This window comes from Streptomyces sp. Root431 (genome assembly GCF_001426585.1).
GTDB lineage: Bacteria > Actinomycetota > Actinomycetes > Streptomycetales > Streptomycetaceae > Streptomyces > Streptomyces stackebrandtii.
In genome coordinates this window covers 467964-482890 of sequence record NZ_LMEI01000008.1, presented here as the reverse complement: position 1 = coordinate 482890, position 14927 = coordinate 467964, and the positions used below count along the sequence as shown (strand labels likewise).

The window sequence follows — 14927 nt, the reverse complement described above, 5'->3', positions numbered from 1 at the left end:
AGCGATGGCACGCTCGGCGCTGAGCCGCGACGAAGTCCTGGACACCGCGGCCGCCCTGGTGAGGGAGCACGGGCCGGCCGCCCTGACCATGCGCAGGCTCGCCGCCGAGCTCGGCACGGCGGTCACCTCGATCTACTGGCACGTCGGCAACCGCGAGTCGCTCCTCGACGCGCTCGTCGCCCGCACGGTCACCGACCTCGGCACGATCCGCCCGCGCGGGGCGACCCCCGCCGAGCGGCTCGTCTCGGTCGCCCGCGCGCTCCGCCGCGCCCTGCGCGAGCGCCCGCACCTGGTGGCGATGGTCCACGAACGCGGCCTGACGGAGCGGATGTTCCTGCCGGCGCAGCGCGCCCTCGCCCACGAGGCCCACGCGGCGGGGCTGCGCGGGGCGCACGCGGCGCGCGCCGTCCGCGCCCTGCAGTTCCAGGTCGTCGGATACGTCCTGATCGAGCGCAACCGCGAGCGGGCGCCCGCCCAGTCCCCCGCCGAGGAGGAGCTGTGGCGCGAGGAGACCGCCGAGTCCGACTCCGAGCTGGCCCGCGCGCTGGCCGCGCCGATCGACACCGAGGCCCTCTTCGTCGACTCCGTACGGGCCCTGGTGGACGGTCTGCTCGCCGGGGCCGGCGGGAGCGCCGGGGACACCGGGGACGGCGCTGTCGGTCGCGGGCCGTATTCTCATTGACCATGCTCGACGACCGTACGACAGCAGCGACGTGGCCGGCCGCCTACCCACAGGGGTACGCGGTCGTCGACGTGGAGACCACCGGCCTCGCCCGCGACGACCGGATAGTGTCGGCTGCCGTCTACCGGCTGGACGCCCAGGGGAACGTCGAGGACCACTGGTACACGCTCGTCAACCCCGAGCGGGACCCCGGCCCCGTCTGGATCCACGGGCTGACCAGCGACGTCCTGGAGGGCGCGCCGCTCTTCCCGGAGATCGCGGCGGAGTTCGCGGCCCGGCTCGACGGACGGGTCCTGGTCGCGCACAACGCGATGTTCGACTGGCAGATGATCGCCAGGGAGTACGCGCGCGCGGAGTCCGCGGCACCGGTGCGCCAGCGGCTGTGCACGATCGCGCTCGCCAAGGAGCTGTCGCTGCCGCTGCCCAACCACAAGCTGGAGTCGCTCGCCGCGCACTTCGGCGTCGTCCAGCAGCGCGCGCACAACGCGCTGGACGACGCGCGGGTCCTCGCCGAGGCGTTCCGGCCGAGCCTGCACGCGGCGGCCGAGCGGAACGTCCGGCTGCCGCTCCTGGAGTGCCGGCCGCTGACGGAGTGGGCCTCGTCACCGGCGCAGCCCCGGATCGGCCACCAGGGCTCGTACGGGGGATCGGCGTCGTACCGCATGAACGGCTGGCGCCCCTCACGGAAGCGCCCGGCCTGCCCGTATCCGAACCCCGGGCGGTACGAGACGGACCGGCCGCTCAAGCAGGGCATGCGGGTGGCGTTCTCCGGCGACACCTCCGTCGACCGCGAGCTCCTGGAGGACCGCACGGTCGAGGCCGGGCTCCACGTCGCCACGAGCGTCTCCCGGCTGACGAGCCTGCTCGTCACGAACGACCCCGACGCGCACACCTCCAAGACGCTCAAGGCGAAGTCGTTCGGGACGCCGGTCGTCGACGAGGCGGCCTACACCCAGTTGCTGCGGGACGTGGCCCCGGCAGACGGGTGACGCGCGGGGCCGGGTGGGCGTGGCTCGCTGCGCCCGCCCGCCGGTCGCTCCACCCTGTGGCGCATGGCACGTTGTGAGGTCTGCGGAAACGATTACGGCATGTCCTTCGAGGTTCATGCCCAGGGTGCGGTTCACGTCTTCGACTGCTTCTCGTGCGCCATCCACCGCATGGCGCCCATCTGTGAGCACTGCCGTGTCCAGATCATCGGACAGGGCGTCGAGGTCGAGGGCAGCTGGTTCTGCGGCGCCCACTGCGCCCGCGCGGAGGGAAAGGTGGGCATCGTCGACAGGGTATGAGGAAACGATCCTGGGCCGGTCCGCCCCCGGCGGGCCGAACCCCGCCGCGTGCACCCCATGACCCCGGTTGTACCGTCATGGGGTGTACCGCTTCCTGTTGTCCCGGCAGTGGGTGATCCTCACCCTCATCGTCCTCGCCCTCATCCCCACGATGATCGAGCTGGGCTTCTGGCAGTTCCACCGGCACGAACGCCGCGTGGCCCAGAACGCCCTGATCGCGGACAACCTCAAGGCGAAGCCGGTCCCGGTCGAGGAGCTCACCTCCCCCGGCCACACCGTCCCGCGCGCCGACTACTGGCGGCAGGCCACCGCCACCGGCACCTTCGACACCGCCCACGAGGTGGTCGTCCGCCGCCGCACCAACGCCGACGACCGGATCGGCGTACTCGTCCTGACCCCGCTCGTCCTGCGGGACGGCCGGGTCGTCCTGGTCAACCGCGGCTGGGTGCCCGCCGCCGCCGAGCAGAGCGCCTACCCGGTGGTGCCGCCCGCCCCCAAGGGCGAGGTCACCGTCACCGGCCGGCTCAAGGCGGACGAGACGACCGGCGCGAGCGGCATCAAGGACCTGAAGGGCCTGCCGGACCGCCAGGTGATGCTGATCAACAGCGAGCAGCAGGCCGCGCTCATCGGCCGGGAGGTCCTCGGCGGCTACCTCGAACAGATCGCCCCCGAGCCGCCGGGGAACAGCCCCGAACTGATCCCGGAGCCCGACCACGACTCGATCGGCGCGCACATGGCGTACGCCGTGCAGTGGTGGCTCTTCACCGCCGGGGTGCCCGTCGGGTGGGTGATCCTCGTACGCCGCGAGAAGCGCGACCAGGAGGCCGCCGCCCGCGGAGAAACCGCCGGGAGCGGATCCGGGGACGGGTCCGGGGACGGCGAAGGAGGCGCATCCGGCGCCCCGGAGACCCCTGCCGGCGACACGACTGCGGTCCAGGCCACCCCGTCCCTCTGATTGACGGCCACCGCTTCCGGGAACAGCCCAAAGCGTGACGCAACGTATCGACGACTACGCCCTCATCGGCGATCTCCAGACCGCCGCGCTCGTCGGCCGTGACGGGTCGATCGACTGGCTGTGTCTGCCCCGCTTCGACTCGGCCGCCTGCTTCGCCGCGCTGCTCGGCGACGAGAACAACGGCCACTGGCGCATCGCGCCCAAGGGCGCCACGGTCTGCACGACGCGCCGCTATATCGAGGACTCCCTCGTCCTGGAGACCTACTGGACGACCCGCACCGGCACCGTCAAGGTCGTCGACTTCATGCCCCAGCGGGACAAGTCACCCGACGTCATGCGGATCGTGGAAGGCGTCAGCGGCACCGTCGAGATGAGCTCCGCCCTGCGGCTGCGCTTCGACTACGGCTCGATCGTGCCCTGGGTGCGCCGCTCCGAAGGCCACCGCGTCGCGGTCGCCGGGCCCGACGCCGTCTGGCTGCGCAGCGAGCCGCCCGTGAAGACCTGGGGCCAGCAGTTCGCCACCTGCTCCTCCTTCACCGTCGCCGCCCGCGAGAAGGTCGCCTTCGTGCTGACCTGGCACCCCTCCCACGAGCCGCGCCCCGACCTCGTCGACCCCTTCGAGGCCCTGGAGCTCTCCCTCGCCGACTGGCGGGAGTGGTCGGCCCGCTGCACCTACCAAGGCCCCCACCGCGAGGCCGTGCTGCGCTCCCTGATCACTCTCAAGGCCCTCACCTACGCCCCGACCGGCGGGATCGTCGCCGCCCCCACCACCTCGCTGCCGGAGGAACTCGGAGGCGTACGGAACTGGGACTACCGCGCGTGCTGGCTGCGCGACTCCTCCCTCACCCTCGGCGCGCTGCTCGCCGCCGGATACGTCGAGGAGGCGGCCGCCTGGCGGGACTGGCTGCTGCGCTCGGTCGCGGGCGACCCGGCCGACCTCCAGATCATGTACGGCCCCGCCGGGGAGCGCCGGCTGCCCGAGACGACGCTGCCGTGGCTGCGCGGCTACGCCGACTCGGCGCCCGTACGGACCGGGAACGCGGCCGTGGAGCAGTTCCAGCTCGACGTGTACGGCGAGGTCATGGACTCGCTCAACCGCGCGCGCGAGGCCGGGATCCCGGCCCAGCGGCACGCCTGGAACCTCCAGCTGAGCCTGCTCGGCTTCCTGGAGTCGACCTGGCGGAACCCCGACGAGGGGCTGTGGGAGGTGCGCGGGCCGCGCCGCCACTTCACCCACTCGAAGGTGATGGCCTGGGTGGCCGCCGACCGGGCGGTGCGCACCCTTGAGGCGGACCCCTCGCTGCCGGGCGACCCGGCGCGGTGGCGGGCGATGCGCGACGAGATCCACGCCGAGGTGTGCGCCAAGGGGTACGACCCCGTCCGGAACACCTTCACCCAGTCGTACGGCTCCCGGGAGCTGGACGCCGCCACCCTGCTCATCCCGCAGGTCGGCTTCCTGCCGCCGGACGACCCCCGGGTGGTCGGGACGGTGGACGCGGTGCAGGAGGAGCTGCTGCACGGCGGGTTCCTGCGCCGGTACAGCACGGACTCCGGAGCGGTGGACGGGCTCCCCGGGCAGGAGGGGACCTTCCTCGTCTGCTCGTTCTGGCTGGCGGACGCGCTGCGGCTGACCGGCAGGACCGAGGAGGCACGCCGGCTCTTCGACCGGCTCGTCGCCCTCCGCAACGACGTGGGGCTCCTCGCGGAGGAGTACGACCCGGTGGCCGGCCGCCAGCTCGGGAACTTCCCGCAGGCCTTCAGTCACATCGGGCTCGTGGGCACCGCCTTCGCGCTCGCCGCCGAGGAGGCGGCGGAATAGGTCAGGATGGGTCCATGGATCTTGGACTGAAGGACCGCGTGTACGTGGTGACCGGCGCGACGCGGGGGCTCGGCAGGGCCTCGGCGGAGGCGCTGCTCGCCGAGGGCGCGAAGGTACTGATCACCGGGCGCGAGGAGAAGACGGTCGCCGAGGCCGTCGCCGAGCTGGGCGGGGAGGGGTCCGGGGTCGCCGGGACCGCCGCCGACAACGCCGACCCGGGCACCCCCGACCGGCTGATCGCCGAGGCCCGGGCGCGCTTCGGCGGCTTCGACGGCATCCTGATCAGCGTCGGCGGCCCGGCGCCCGGCTTCGCGGCCGACAACACCGACGAGCAGTGGGCGGCCGCCTTCGACACCGTCTTCCTCGGGGCCGTACGGCTGGCCCGCGCGGCGGCCGCGACGCTCACCGAAGGCGGGGTCATCGGCTTCGTCCTGTCCGGCTCGGTCCACGAGCCGATCCCCGGCCTGACCATCTCCAACGGGCTGCGCCCGGGGCTCGCCGGCTTCGCCAAGTCCCTCTCCAACGACCTGGGCCCGCGCGGGGTCCGGGTCGTGGGGCTGCTGCCGAGCCGGATCGACACGGACCGGGTGCGCTCCCTCGACGCGCTCTCCGGCGACGCGGACGCGGCCCGCGCGGCGAACGAGGCCACGATCCCGCTGCGCCGCTACGGCACTCCGGAGGAGTTCGGGCGGACGGCGGCCTTCCTGCTGTCGCCGGCCGCCTCGTACCTGACGGGGCTGATGATCCCGGTGGACGGCGGCGCGCGCGGCGGCTTCTGAGCCGTGCTCAGCTGACCCTGCGGGCCCGGTGCTTCACGGCCCGCAGGCGGGCCTCCGTCGGCAGCGCGGGCAGCCCCGCGGACGTGCGGGCGTGCGCCAGGGCCTCGGTGCCGAGGATGCTCAGGGCCTCCCCCGGGGCCGCGTACGGCTCCAGGAGGAGCGCGACGCGGGTGCGGGGGGCGGCACGGCGGCCCGTGAGGGAGACCTTGGCCCGGGCCACGCCGTCCTGAGCCGTGGCCTCCGCCTCCAGGACGGCCTCCAGGGCCCGGCCGCGCAGGATCGCCGCCTCGCCGTCGCCGGTGTCGACGAGGACCTCGCGGAGCCGGGCCCGCCGGAACTGGACGAGCAGCCACCACAGGGCGAGCAGGACGATGATCCCGAGGGCCGCAATGACCACGGGCCACCACCAGCCCTCGTCGCGCCACCGCTGCCGGTCGGCGGCGGAGAGCAGGACGTCGTCGGGGCCCGACCAGGGCCACCAGGACGGCACGGACAGGTCGAGGGCGGCGGCGAGGACGGCGCCGCCGCCGAGGACGAGGAGCAGCCCGGCGAGGCCGAGCAGGACGCGGTTGACGCGCCGGAGGACGACCGTCACCGGGTCACCCCTTCCTGGGCGGTCGGGTCACCCGTACGGTCAGCGCGGGCGGATGGGCGAGGCCGAGTTCGTCGACGCCGGTGGCGAGGGCGGTCTCCACGTCGGTGCGGACCTCTTCGAGCGCCCGGAAGTGCGAGACCGCCCGGACGCCCACCTTGGCGCGGCCGACGCGGACCCGGACGGACTGGATGCCGGAGACCTCCATGGCGCGGTCGCGCAGGGCGAGGGCGGCGGCCTCCCGGTCGAGCCCGGCCCGTACGTCGGCGTGCCGGCGGCGCATGGGGAGGACGGCGCGCAGTCCGGGGGTGGCGGCCAGGATCAGCAGCCAGACGCCGATGACGACGGCGAGGACGGCGCCGATGACGACGGCGGCGTTGTCGAGCGGCCGGCTCGCGAGCCCGTCGGCGAGCTCGCGCCGCCAGGCCATGGCGGAGCGGTCGGCCCGGACGGCCGCCACGTCGTACAGCAGCAGCCCGGCCGCGCCGAGGACGACGGCCGCGAGGACGGCGGCGGGGATCCGCCGGACCGCCCAGAAGCGGCGTACGGGGGGTCCGGTGGCGTCGTCGGCGAGGACGGGAACGGAGTCGGAGGGCGGCCCTGCCGCATCGGCCTGGCCGGGGGGCGGAGCCGGGTGGTCCGGGGCCGAGGGGTCCGGGGCCGAGGGGTCCGTAGCCGGGGTGGTGGTCATGAGAGGCGGCCCCTCGGGGTGCTCTGGTGTGTGTACGGCGAGTGGAGGCGTTCGACGTGGACGCCGACCTCGTGGACCTCCATGCCCACGAGGTCCTCCACGCGGCTGCGGACCCGGCCCCGGACGGCCCCGCACTGGCGGCCGACGTCGGAGGGGTAGGCGAGTTCGAGGCTCACCGAGACCCGGGCGACGTCCCGGTGGACGACGACCGAGGCGTGCGGCGCCGAGCCGCCCTCGGGGACGGCGTCCAGCGCCTCCCGCGCGGCCTGCGAGGCGATCTTCGCGACGACCCGGTCGGCGATCGAGGTCGCCCCGCGGTCACGTACCGGGTCCGCTGCCACCCCGGGTCACCGCCGCCGGTCGCCGCGCTCGCGGCCCCGGAACAGATCGCCGGGTTCGAGGTCGCCGTCGAGGAAGCGTCCGGCCGCGAAGCCGATCGCGCCCAAGGCCGCGACCAGCAGAAACGCCCCGAAGCCGCCGAAGTACCCGGCGAAGCCGAGGGCCATGCCGGCCACCAGGCCGACCACCGCCATGCTCATTCCTGTCCCCTTTCGAGGCCTGTTCGACCCGCGCGGCCGTGCGACCCGCGAGGCCTGCTACTGGAGCCTCTGCTCCGGTTCGTCCTCCTCCTCGTCCGGGAGCTTCACGTCGCTGACCGCGATGTTGACCTCGACGACTTCGAGGCCGGTCATCCGCTCCACGGCGGTGATCACGTTCTCCCGGACGTCGCCGGCGACGTCGGCGATGGAGACGCCGTAGTCGACGACGATCTCCAGGTCGAGCGCGGTCTGTACCTCGCCGACCTCGGCCTTCACGCCCCGGGTGGCGTTCGCCTTGCCGCCGCCTCCGCCGGGTACGCGGTCGCGTACGGCGCCGAACGTGCGGGAGAGGCCGCTGCCCATGGCGTGGACGCCGACGACATCGCGTGCGGCGAGGCCGGCGATCTTCTCCACGACGCCGTCGGCGATCGTGGTCCGGCCCCGGGAGGCCGCGGCGCCACCGCCGCGTTTGGTCACGGAGGTGCGGCGCGGTTCGTCGGCCGTGGTGCCACCGGAGTGCGTGCTGTCCGTCATTAGATTTCGCCCCTTCTGGGATATTTCGGGGTTCTTTGCCCACACTAAGGGCGGCTGCCCGGTCCCGCCCCGGGGATACGGCAGGCTGGGGCAATGACGACGGCTGAAGGTTGGACGGCGGCGGTACGGGCCCGGCTCGCTCCGGGCAGGCTGCTGCCGCTCGGGGCACCGGAGGACGGGGCCTGGATCACGGAGCGCGCGGCGCGGACGGTCCTCGACGGGGCAGCGGCGGCGGTACGGGGAGCGGTGCCGGGCGAGCTCCGCATCGGGCCCGGCACGGAGGCCGTCCCGGACACGGGAACGGACGCCGGGCCTGCGGAGGGTGCGCTGCGGATCTCGGTGGGCTTCGGGGCAATCGCGGGGCATCCGCTTCCGGAGCTCGCCGCCGAGCTGCGCGCGGCCCTGCTCGCGGCGGCGGAGGACGGGCTCGGCCTGGTGGTGGCGGCCGTGGACCTGCGGGTGACGGAGCTGCTCGACGCGGCGCCGGAGAATTCGGAGCCGACCACTCCCCCACCCGGGCGTCCCTCGCCCGCGACGGACGATCCCGCCGCGCTGGCGGCGCTGCGCGTCGAGGGCGTGGCGGGCGTGACGGACGCGCTGGGCCCGCCGGTCCGGCGGGGCTCCGACGGGGTGCGGGTCGAGCTGGCGGTGACGGCGGGCCATCGCCCCCTGGACGTGGCGCGTGCCGCACGGAACGCCGTGACCGCCGTCGCCCCGGAGGCGACGGCGGTCACGGTAGTCGTATCGGAACTGCGGTAGGGACCGCCGCGGGAAGCGTCAGTCGCCGAGGCCCGCGAGGTCGCGCAGACGGCGGGCCTGGGCGGCGCGCTCGGCGACGCGCTGCTCTTCGTACGAGCGGCCGGCGGCAGCCTGGAGGAGCGCCTTGGTCTCGTTGACCGCGGCGCGCGGCGCGGCGAGCAGGGCGGCGCTCAGGTCCCGTACCGTCGCGTCGAGTTCTTCCGCGGGCACGGAGATGTTGGCGAGACCGATGCGCTCGGCCTCCTCCGCGTGGACGAAGCGGCCGGTGGCGCAGATCTCCAGCGCGCGGGCGTAGCCGACGAGCGAGACGAGCGGGTGCGTCCCGGTCAGGTCCGGGACGAGACCCAGGCTGGTCTCGCGCATGGCGAACTGCACGTCCTCGGCGACGACCCGCAGGTCGCACGCGAGGGCGAGCTGGAAGCCCGCGCCGATGGCGTGGCCCTGGACGGCCGCGATCGACACGAGATCGCTACGGCGCCACCAGGTGAACGCCTCCTGGTACTCGGCGATCTCCGCGTCGAGGTCCGCTTCGGAACCGCGCGCGAGATCGAGGAAGGACGGCTCTCCGTCGAAGCCCTCGGGCGTGAACGCCTGCCGGTCGAGCCCTGCGGAGAAGGACTTTCCCTCTCCGCGCAGGACCACGACCCGCACGCTGCCGGGCAACGACCGACCGGCTTCTGTCAACGCCCGCCACAGAGCGGGAGACTGAGCGTTGCGCTTCGCCGGGTTGGTCAGGGTCACCGTGGCAACGGCGTCCTCGACGGTGAGCCGTACACCGTCCTTGTCGAATACGAGCTCAGAGTCGTCGAGCGAAGTCATGGGGCGCCTCCGGTTCCGGTGCAGCACTTGCGTCGATGCTAAGTGACTGCACAGTAACCACCTGGCCGACCGTGAGGTCGACCGGGTGGCCACCGAGAGACCCGGTGGCCGGTAGAGCCGCCCCGATGACTCAGACCGAGGCTGCCTTCTTGCCCCGTGTCGCTCCGCCGCGTCCGCGCAGCGTGACTCCGGACTCGCTCAGCATCCGGTGGACGAATCCGTAGGAGCGGCCGGTTTCCTCGGCCAGCGCCCGGATGCTCGCACCGGAGTCGTACTTCTTCTTCAGGTCTGCCGCGAGCTTGTCGCGCGCGGCGCCGGTCACCCGGCTGCCCTTCTTCAGAGTCTCGGCCACCCGTGCCTCCTCATGGGAAGTGCGCTCTGGACTTCTCATGATCACCCCTCCCCGGCGTCCTGGCCACCCATTCGACAAGGTCCGTGCCGCCGGGTTGCGGGAGGAGCACGTCCCCGCCACGAGCGGAATCACATATTCCGCACCGAGGGAAAGCGGACCCCGCGCCGCCCGGCGCGGGAAGTGCCAGGTCAAGGCCGCAGGGGGAACACACGTACGGCGCGGGTCTGCCGGAAGGATTCGGCAGAGCACCGCGCCGGGGTGTACGAGACGCCCTCACTCAGATGAAGGATCACCCATGAGCCGAATGATCCAGCCCTGAATGATCACTTCGGGCCCCGGGGCACGCCGTCGGGCGCTTCCGGAGCTCCGGGCAGGGTCAGGCCAGGGCCACGAGGTCCGCGTAGTCCGCGCCCCACAGGTCCTCGACGCCGTCCGGGAGCAGGATGATCCGCTCCGGGTCGAGCGCCTCGACCGCGCCCTCGTCGTGGGTGACGAGGACGACCGCGCCCTTGTACGTCCGCAGGGCGCCGAGGATCTCCTCGCGGCTGGCGGGGTCGAGGTTGTTGGTCGGCTCGTCGAGGAGCAGCACGTTGGCCGAGGAGACGACGAGGGTCGCGAGCGCGAGACGGGTCTTCTCGCCGCCGGAGAGCACCCCGGCCGGCTTGTCGACGTCGTCGCCGGAGAAGAGGAAGGAACCGAGCGTCTTGCGGACGTCGACGAGGTCGAGGTCGGGCGCGGCCGAGCGCATGTTCTCCAGGACGGTCCGCTCGGGGTCGAGCGTCTCGTGCTCCTGGGCGTAGTAGCCGAGCTTCAGGCCGTGGCCGGGGGTGACCTGGCCCGTGTCGGGGGTCTCGACACCGCCGAGGAGGCGCAGCAGGGTCGTCTTGCCCGCGCCGTTGAGGCCGAGGATGACGACGCGGGAGCCCTTGTCGATGGCGAGGTCCACGTCGGTGAAGATCTCGAGCGAGCCGTAGGACTTGGAGAGCCCCTCGGCGGTCAGCGGGGTCTTGCCGCAGGGCGCGGGGTCCGGGAAGCGGAGCTTGGCGACCTTGTCGGAGACGCGCACGGCATCCAGACCGGAGAGCAGGCGCTCGGCGCGCTTGGCCATGTTCTGCGCGGCGACGGTCTTGGTGGCCTTGGCGCGCATCTTGTCGGCCTGCGAGTTGAGGGCGGCGGCCTTCTTCTCGGCGTTCTGGCGCTCGCGCTTGCGGCGCTTCTCGTCGGCCTCGCGCTGCTGCTGGTAGAGCTTCCAGCCCATGTTGTAGACGTCGATCGTGGAGCGGTTGGCGTCCAGGTAGAAGACCTTGTTCACGACGGTCTCGACGAGGTCGACGTCGTGGGAGATGACGATGAAGCCACCGCGGTAGGTCTTCAGGTAGTCGCGCAGCCAGATGATGGAGTCGGCGTCGAGGTGGTTGGTCGGCTCGTCGAGGAGCAGCGTGTCGGCGTCCGAGAAGAGGATCCGGGCGAGCTCGACGCGGCGGCGCTGACCACCGGAGAGGGTGTGCAGCGGCTGGCCCATGACCCGGTCGGGGAGGCCGAGGGCGGCGGCGATGGTGGAGGCCTCGGCCTCGGCCGCGTAACCGCCCTTGGTCAGGAACTCGGTCTCCTGGCGCTCGTACTGCCGCATGGCCTTGTCGCGGGTGCCGCCGCTGCCGGTCGCGATGCGCTCCTCGTTCGCCCGCATCTTCTTGAGGAGGGTGTCGAGGCCGCGGGCGGAGAGGATGCGGTCGCGGGCCAGGACGTCGAGGTCACCGGTGCGCGGGTCCTGCGGGAGGTAGCCGACCTCGCCGGAGCGGGCGATGGCACCGGCGGCCGGCTGGCCCTCGCCCGCGAGGCACTTGGTGAGGGTGGTCTTGCCCGCTCCGTTGCGGCCGACGAGGCCGATGCGGTCGCCCTTGGCGACGCGGAAGGAAGCGGACTCGATGAGGACGCGGGCGCCGGCGCGCAGCTCGATGCCGGTGGCGGTGATCACGGACAGACTCCAGGGCGGTGGGAAACGGCGGAAGGACTGCTGCTGACGGGCTTCGACGCCGCTAATGCACGGGGAGAGTGGCCATACGGCCAGTCTAACGGGCTCCTGCAACTGGTTTTCGGCCATGTGGGTGTCTTCTGGCGAGATCGGAGCTTTCTCACATTTCTCAAGATCTCTGCCATATCTCACAAAAGGGGCGAGTGGTGAGAGATCGTTCGATACTCGGCGCAGGGCGGCGGCCACTGCCGCGGCAGTGACGCGGAGGGTGGTGGACCGTGCAGTTCGACGACGACGCCGACCTGGACACCTCGGAGGTCAAGGACGTCCGGAGCAGTCGCGTCCCGGGCGGCAGAGCGACGGTCGGCGGCGGCATCATCGGCCTCATCGCGCTGATCCTGGGCGTGATCTTCGGGGTCGGCCCCGAGCAGCTCGGGCTCTCCGACGGCGGCGACGAGCCGGTCGCGACCTCCTCCTCCGCGACCCAGGTGAACCAGACCTGCAAGAAGGGCTCGGACGCCAACACCCGCGAGGACTGCCGGATCGTCGCCGTCGTCAACAGCGTCCAGGACTTCTGGCGGAGCGAGTACGCGCGGCGGGGCGGGACCTACGGGAACGCCCCCACCGTGATGTTCTCCCAGCGGGTCGGGACCGCGTGCGGCTCGGCGACCTCGGCCGTCGGGCCGTTCTACTGCCCCGGGGACCACCAGGTCTATCTGGACCTGGGCTTCTTCGACGAACTGCGGACGAAGTTCGGGTCGAGCGGCGGACCCTTCGCCCAGGCGTACGTGGTGGCGCACGAATACGGCCACCACATCCAGAACCTGATGGGGACCCTCGGCCGCGCCCAGGACGGCCGGACCGGCGCGAACTCCAACGCCGTCAGGGTCGAGCTCCAGGCCGACTGCTACGCCGGGGTGTGGGCCCGGCACGCGACGACCGCCCCCGACGAGAAGACGGGCCGGCCGCTGCTGACCCGGCTCACGGACGAGGACATCCGGGACGGTCTCGACGCGGCGGCCGCGGTGGGCGACGACCGCATCCAGGAGAGGTTCCAGGGCCGGGTGACCCCGGAGAACTGGACGCACGGCTCGGCGGCGCAGCGGCAGCAGTGGTTCTACCAGGGCTACAAGACCGGCGACATGGCCCAGTGCAACACCTTCCGCTGAGTTGTCGGCGGGGGCTGAGAGACTGAGATCCAGGTCACATTCGGCTGCATCGAGAGGAAGTGATCGGGATGGCTGAGGCACCCCACATCTGTCCGACGCTGACGTACCAGGACGCGAAGGGCGCGATCAAGCTGCTCACCGAGGGCTTCGGCTTCACGGCGAACGCGGTGTACGAGGGCGAGGACGGGCTGGTCGCGCATGCCGAGCTCGCGTACGGGAACGGCATGGTGATGCTCGGCAGCAAGGGCACGGGCAGCGAGTTCGACAAGCTGATGGCCGGCGGGGGCCCGGTGGGCGTCTTCGTGCACGTGGACGACGTCGACGAGCACCACGCGCGGGCCGTCGCCCACGGCGTCGAGATCGTCCTGCCGCCCACGGACCAGGAGTACGGCTCGCGGGACTACACGGCACGGGACGCCGAGGGCAACATCTGGAGCTTCGGGACCTACACGCCCGGCGCCGGGGAGTAGCCGGGCGCCGGGCGGGGTCGTCCGAGCGGCTCAGGCGCCGCCGGTGTGGACCTGGAAGGCGGCCCTGCGGACCGCCTTGGACAGGGCCGGGTCCGGGTGGGCCGCGGCCAGGGCGACCAGGACCTGGACGGTCCGCGGGTGGCCGACGGCCCTGACCTCGTCGAGCAGCGCGGGGACGGTGCCCTGGACGGCGGATTCGAGGTGGCGGACGAGCAGCTCGCTCTCGCCGTGGTCGGCGACGGCCGCCGCCGTGTCGACCCAGAGCCAGGTGGCCTCCTCGCGGGTGAGGACCTCCTGCGCGTCGTCGGGGTCGGCACCCTCGTACTCCGCGAGCCACAGCAGCGCGTACGGACGCAGGGACGGCTCGGCGACGGTGGCGCGGACCTCGGCCTCGGCGGGGGCTCCGACGACCCGGAGCGCCTCGAAGGCGAGGCCGCGCAGGAGGGCGTCCTCGCCGCGGGCGACGGCGAGGAGTTCGGCCACGGCGCTGGAGAGCGTGCGGGCCGCGAGCCAGGCGCGGTACTCGGCGCGGGCCGGCCCCGGGGTGAGCCGGGCGCAGCCGCGGAGCATGTCCTCGGCGGACTGCTCGATGTTGCCCGCGGGGCTCTGCGCGGCGACGCAGATCTGCTCCAGCTTGACCCAGACCGCCCAGTTGCCGAGGGGTGTCAGGGTGGCGTGCCGGGCGTCCGCGCCGGGGTCGAGGGTGAGCGCGCCGACGGCCGCCAGGCCTTCGAGCGCCCAGTCGAGGAGGGCCGGGAGCCCGTCCGTGCCGGGGGTGTCCTGCGGCTCGTGGGCGGTGGTCGCCGCCTCGGGGCCGGTGGTCGGCTGCTCCGGGGTCTGCTCGGTCGCCGGGACCTCGCAGCGCTCCTCGCGGAGCTCCTCGACGCGCTGGCCGAGGAGGTCGAGGAGGGCCGGGACGAGGACCGGGCCCTGGGAGAGCTGGAGCAGGGAGAGCACCTGCGGGACGGCCTCGACGACCTCGGCGACGGCGCTCGGCGCGACGCCCTCGGGCGCCGGGTGGACCAGTGACCAGGCGTCGAAGAGGGCGACCCAGCCGCGCAGGACGGCGGAGTCGTCCCGGTCCCAGGCGTGCAGCCGCCAGCCGGGGCGGGCGGTGTCGCCGTGGAGCTCGACGAGCCCCGCGAGCCGGGCGCGGTCCCAGCCGGCCCGGATCTGGCCGGGCGTCAGGTCCAGCGCGTCCGCGGCGCGTTCCTCGGAGGTGACGGCTGCGGGGCCGGCACGGAGGGCGGCTTCGGGGCCGCGCTCGACGGCGGCCCAGCGGGCGATCCGTACGGCGTCGGCGAGGACGTGCCGGGCCTGGCGGGCGAGTTCCGCGCGGGGCGGAGTGCCCTCGGGCGGCCGCGGCGCCGGCCGGGTGCGCCGGGTCGTCACGGCCCGTCGGGCGGTGGCCAGCGCCCGCGGGCGGACGAGTCGGAGTCTGGAGTTGCGCGCCAATGGTTCATCGGGCTTTCGAGACGTCACGGGGGCAGTCTTCCCGCTGACGGCCCG

General features: G+C 73.3%; 18 protein-coding genes. 9 read left to right on the top strand and 9 right to left on the bottom strand.

Going from position 1 to position 14927, the window contains the following annotated elements; all coding sequences use genetic code 11:
- Positions 1–4: 4 nt before the first annotated feature.
- From ASC82_RS13280 to ASC82_RS13255, 6 genes are all read left to right on the top strand, one after another.
- Positions 5–682, top strand: coding sequence for a TetR/AcrR family transcriptional regulator (locus ASC82_RS13280; protein WP_056646216.1), 678 nt, complete (start codon positions 5–7; stop codon positions 680–682).
- On the top strand, positions 679–1671 hold the full coding sequence (locus ASC82_RS13275; RefSeq protein ID WP_024756237.1) for a DEDDh family exonuclease: 993 nt from the start codon (positions 679–681) through the stop codon (positions 1669–1671). The genes ASC82_RS13280 and ASC82_RS13275 overlap by 4 nt, the downstream gene beginning before the upstream one ends.
- Before the next feature lie 63 nt (positions 1672–1734).
- Positions 1735–1968 carry a hypothetical protein gene (locus ASC82_RS13270; RefSeq protein ID WP_078626932.1) on the top strand — a complete coding sequence of 78 codons (234 nt, stop codon included), beginning with the start codon at positions 1735–1737 and terminating at the stop codon, positions 1966–1968.
- 82 nt (positions 1969–2050) lie between these two features.
- On the top strand, positions 2051–2923 hold the full coding sequence (locus tag ASC82_RS13265; RefSeq protein WP_056646213.1) for an SURF1 family protein: 873 nt from the start codon (positions 2051–2053) through the stop codon (positions 2921–2923).
- Positions 2924–2957: 34 nt separating this feature from the next.
- Positions 2958–4742, top strand: a complete 1785-nt coding sequence (locus ASC82_RS13260) for a glycoside hydrolase family 15 protein (protein WP_056646210.1) — start codon at positions 2958–2960, stop codon at positions 4740–4742.
- A gap of 14 nt (positions 4743–4756) precedes the next feature.
- Positions 4757–5521, top strand: a complete 765-nt coding sequence (locus ASC82_RS13255; protein WP_056646207.1) for an SDR family oxidoreductase — start codon at positions 4757–4759, stop codon at positions 5519–5521.
- Between the two features lie 7 nt (positions 5522–5528).
- Here ASC82_RS13255 and amaP read toward each other — a convergent pair whose 3' ends face one another.
- The 5 genes from amaP to ASC82_RS13230 are packed head-to-tail and all read right to left on the bottom strand — an operon-like array spanning position 5529 to position 7877.
- Positions 5529–6116, bottom strand: coding sequence for an alkaline shock response membrane anchor protein AmaP (gene amaP, locus ASC82_RS13250; RefSeq protein WP_056646204.1), 588 nt, complete (start codon positions 6114–6116; stop codon positions 5529–5531).
- Between the two features lie 4 nt (positions 6117–6120).
- Entirely contained in the window at positions 6121–6804 is a 684-nt protein-coding gene (locus tag ASC82_RS13245; protein ID WP_056646201.1) for a DUF6286 domain-containing protein, read from the bottom strand.
- Entirely contained in the window at positions 6801–7145 is a 345-nt protein-coding gene (locus ASC82_RS13240) for an Asp23/Gls24 family envelope stress response protein (protein WP_056646198.1), read from the bottom strand. The genes ASC82_RS13245 and ASC82_RS13240 overlap by 4 nt, the downstream gene beginning before the upstream one ends.
- A 6-nt stretch (positions 7146–7151) precedes the next feature.
- Positions 7152–7343 (bottom strand): hypothetical protein, encoded by a 192-nt coding sequence (locus tag ASC82_RS13235; RefSeq protein WP_056646195.1) that lies wholly within the window; start codon positions 7341–7343, stop codon positions 7152–7154.
- 57 nt (positions 7344–7400) lie between these two features.
- The gene (locus ASC82_RS13230; protein ID WP_056646192.1) at positions 7401–7877 is read right to left on the bottom strand and encodes an Asp23/Gls24 family envelope stress response protein; all 477 of its coding nucleotides are present in this window, start codon (positions 7875–7877) and stop codon (positions 7401–7403) included.
- Positions 7878–7970: 93 nt separating this feature from the next.
- On the opposite strand from ASC82_RS13230, the gene ASC82_RS13225 reads away from it, so the two are divergent.
- Positions 7971–8636, top strand: a complete 666-nt coding sequence (locus ASC82_RS13225; protein ID WP_056646190.1) for a hypothetical protein — start codon at positions 7971–7973, stop codon at positions 8634–8636.
- 18 nt (positions 8637–8654) lie between these two features.
- Here ASC82_RS13225 and ASC82_RS13220 read toward each other — a convergent pair whose 3' ends face one another.
- The 3 genes from ASC82_RS13220 to ASC82_RS13210 form a co-directional block, all read right to left on the bottom strand.
- The gene (locus ASC82_RS13220) at positions 8655–9455 is read right to left on the bottom strand and encodes an enoyl-CoA hydratase/isomerase family protein (protein WP_056646187.1); all 801 of its coding nucleotides are present in this window, start codon (positions 9453–9455) and stop codon (positions 8655–8657) included.
- A gap of 130 nt (positions 9456–9585) precedes the next feature.
- Positions 9586–9807 (bottom strand): helix-turn-helix domain-containing protein, encoded by a 222-nt coding sequence (locus ASC82_RS13215; RefSeq protein ID WP_024756249.1) that lies wholly within the window; start codon positions 9805–9807, stop codon positions 9586–9588.
- 376 nt (positions 9808–10183) lie between these two features.
- Positions 10184–11782, bottom strand: coding sequence for an ABC-F family ATP-binding cassette domain-containing protein (locus ASC82_RS13210; protein ID WP_056646184.1), 1599 nt, complete (start codon positions 11780–11782; stop codon positions 10184–10186).
- A gap of 275 nt (positions 11783–12057) precedes the next feature.
- Here ASC82_RS13210 and ASC82_RS13205 point away from each other — a divergent pair, with 275 nt between their 5' ends.
- Both ASC82_RS13205 and ASC82_RS13200 read left to right on the top strand, forming a co-directional pair.
- Entirely contained in the window at positions 12058–12948 is an 891-nt protein-coding gene (locus ASC82_RS13205; RefSeq protein WP_056646181.1) for a neutral zinc metallopeptidase, read from the top strand.
- A gap of 68 nt (positions 12949–13016) precedes the next feature.
- The gene (locus ASC82_RS13200) at positions 13017–13418 is read left to right on the top strand and encodes a VOC family protein (RefSeq protein ID WP_079039230.1); all 402 of its coding nucleotides are present in this window, start codon (positions 13017–13019) and stop codon (positions 13416–13418) included.
- A 30-nt stretch (positions 13419–13448) separates the two neighbouring features.
- Here ASC82_RS13200 and ASC82_RS13195 read toward each other — a convergent pair whose 3' ends face one another.
- Complete coding sequence (locus ASC82_RS13195; protein ID WP_056646436.1) at positions 13449–14810, bottom strand: hypothetical protein; 1362 nt, start codon at positions 14808–14810, stop codon at positions 13449–13451.
- Positions 14811–14927 lie beyond the last annotated feature (117 nt).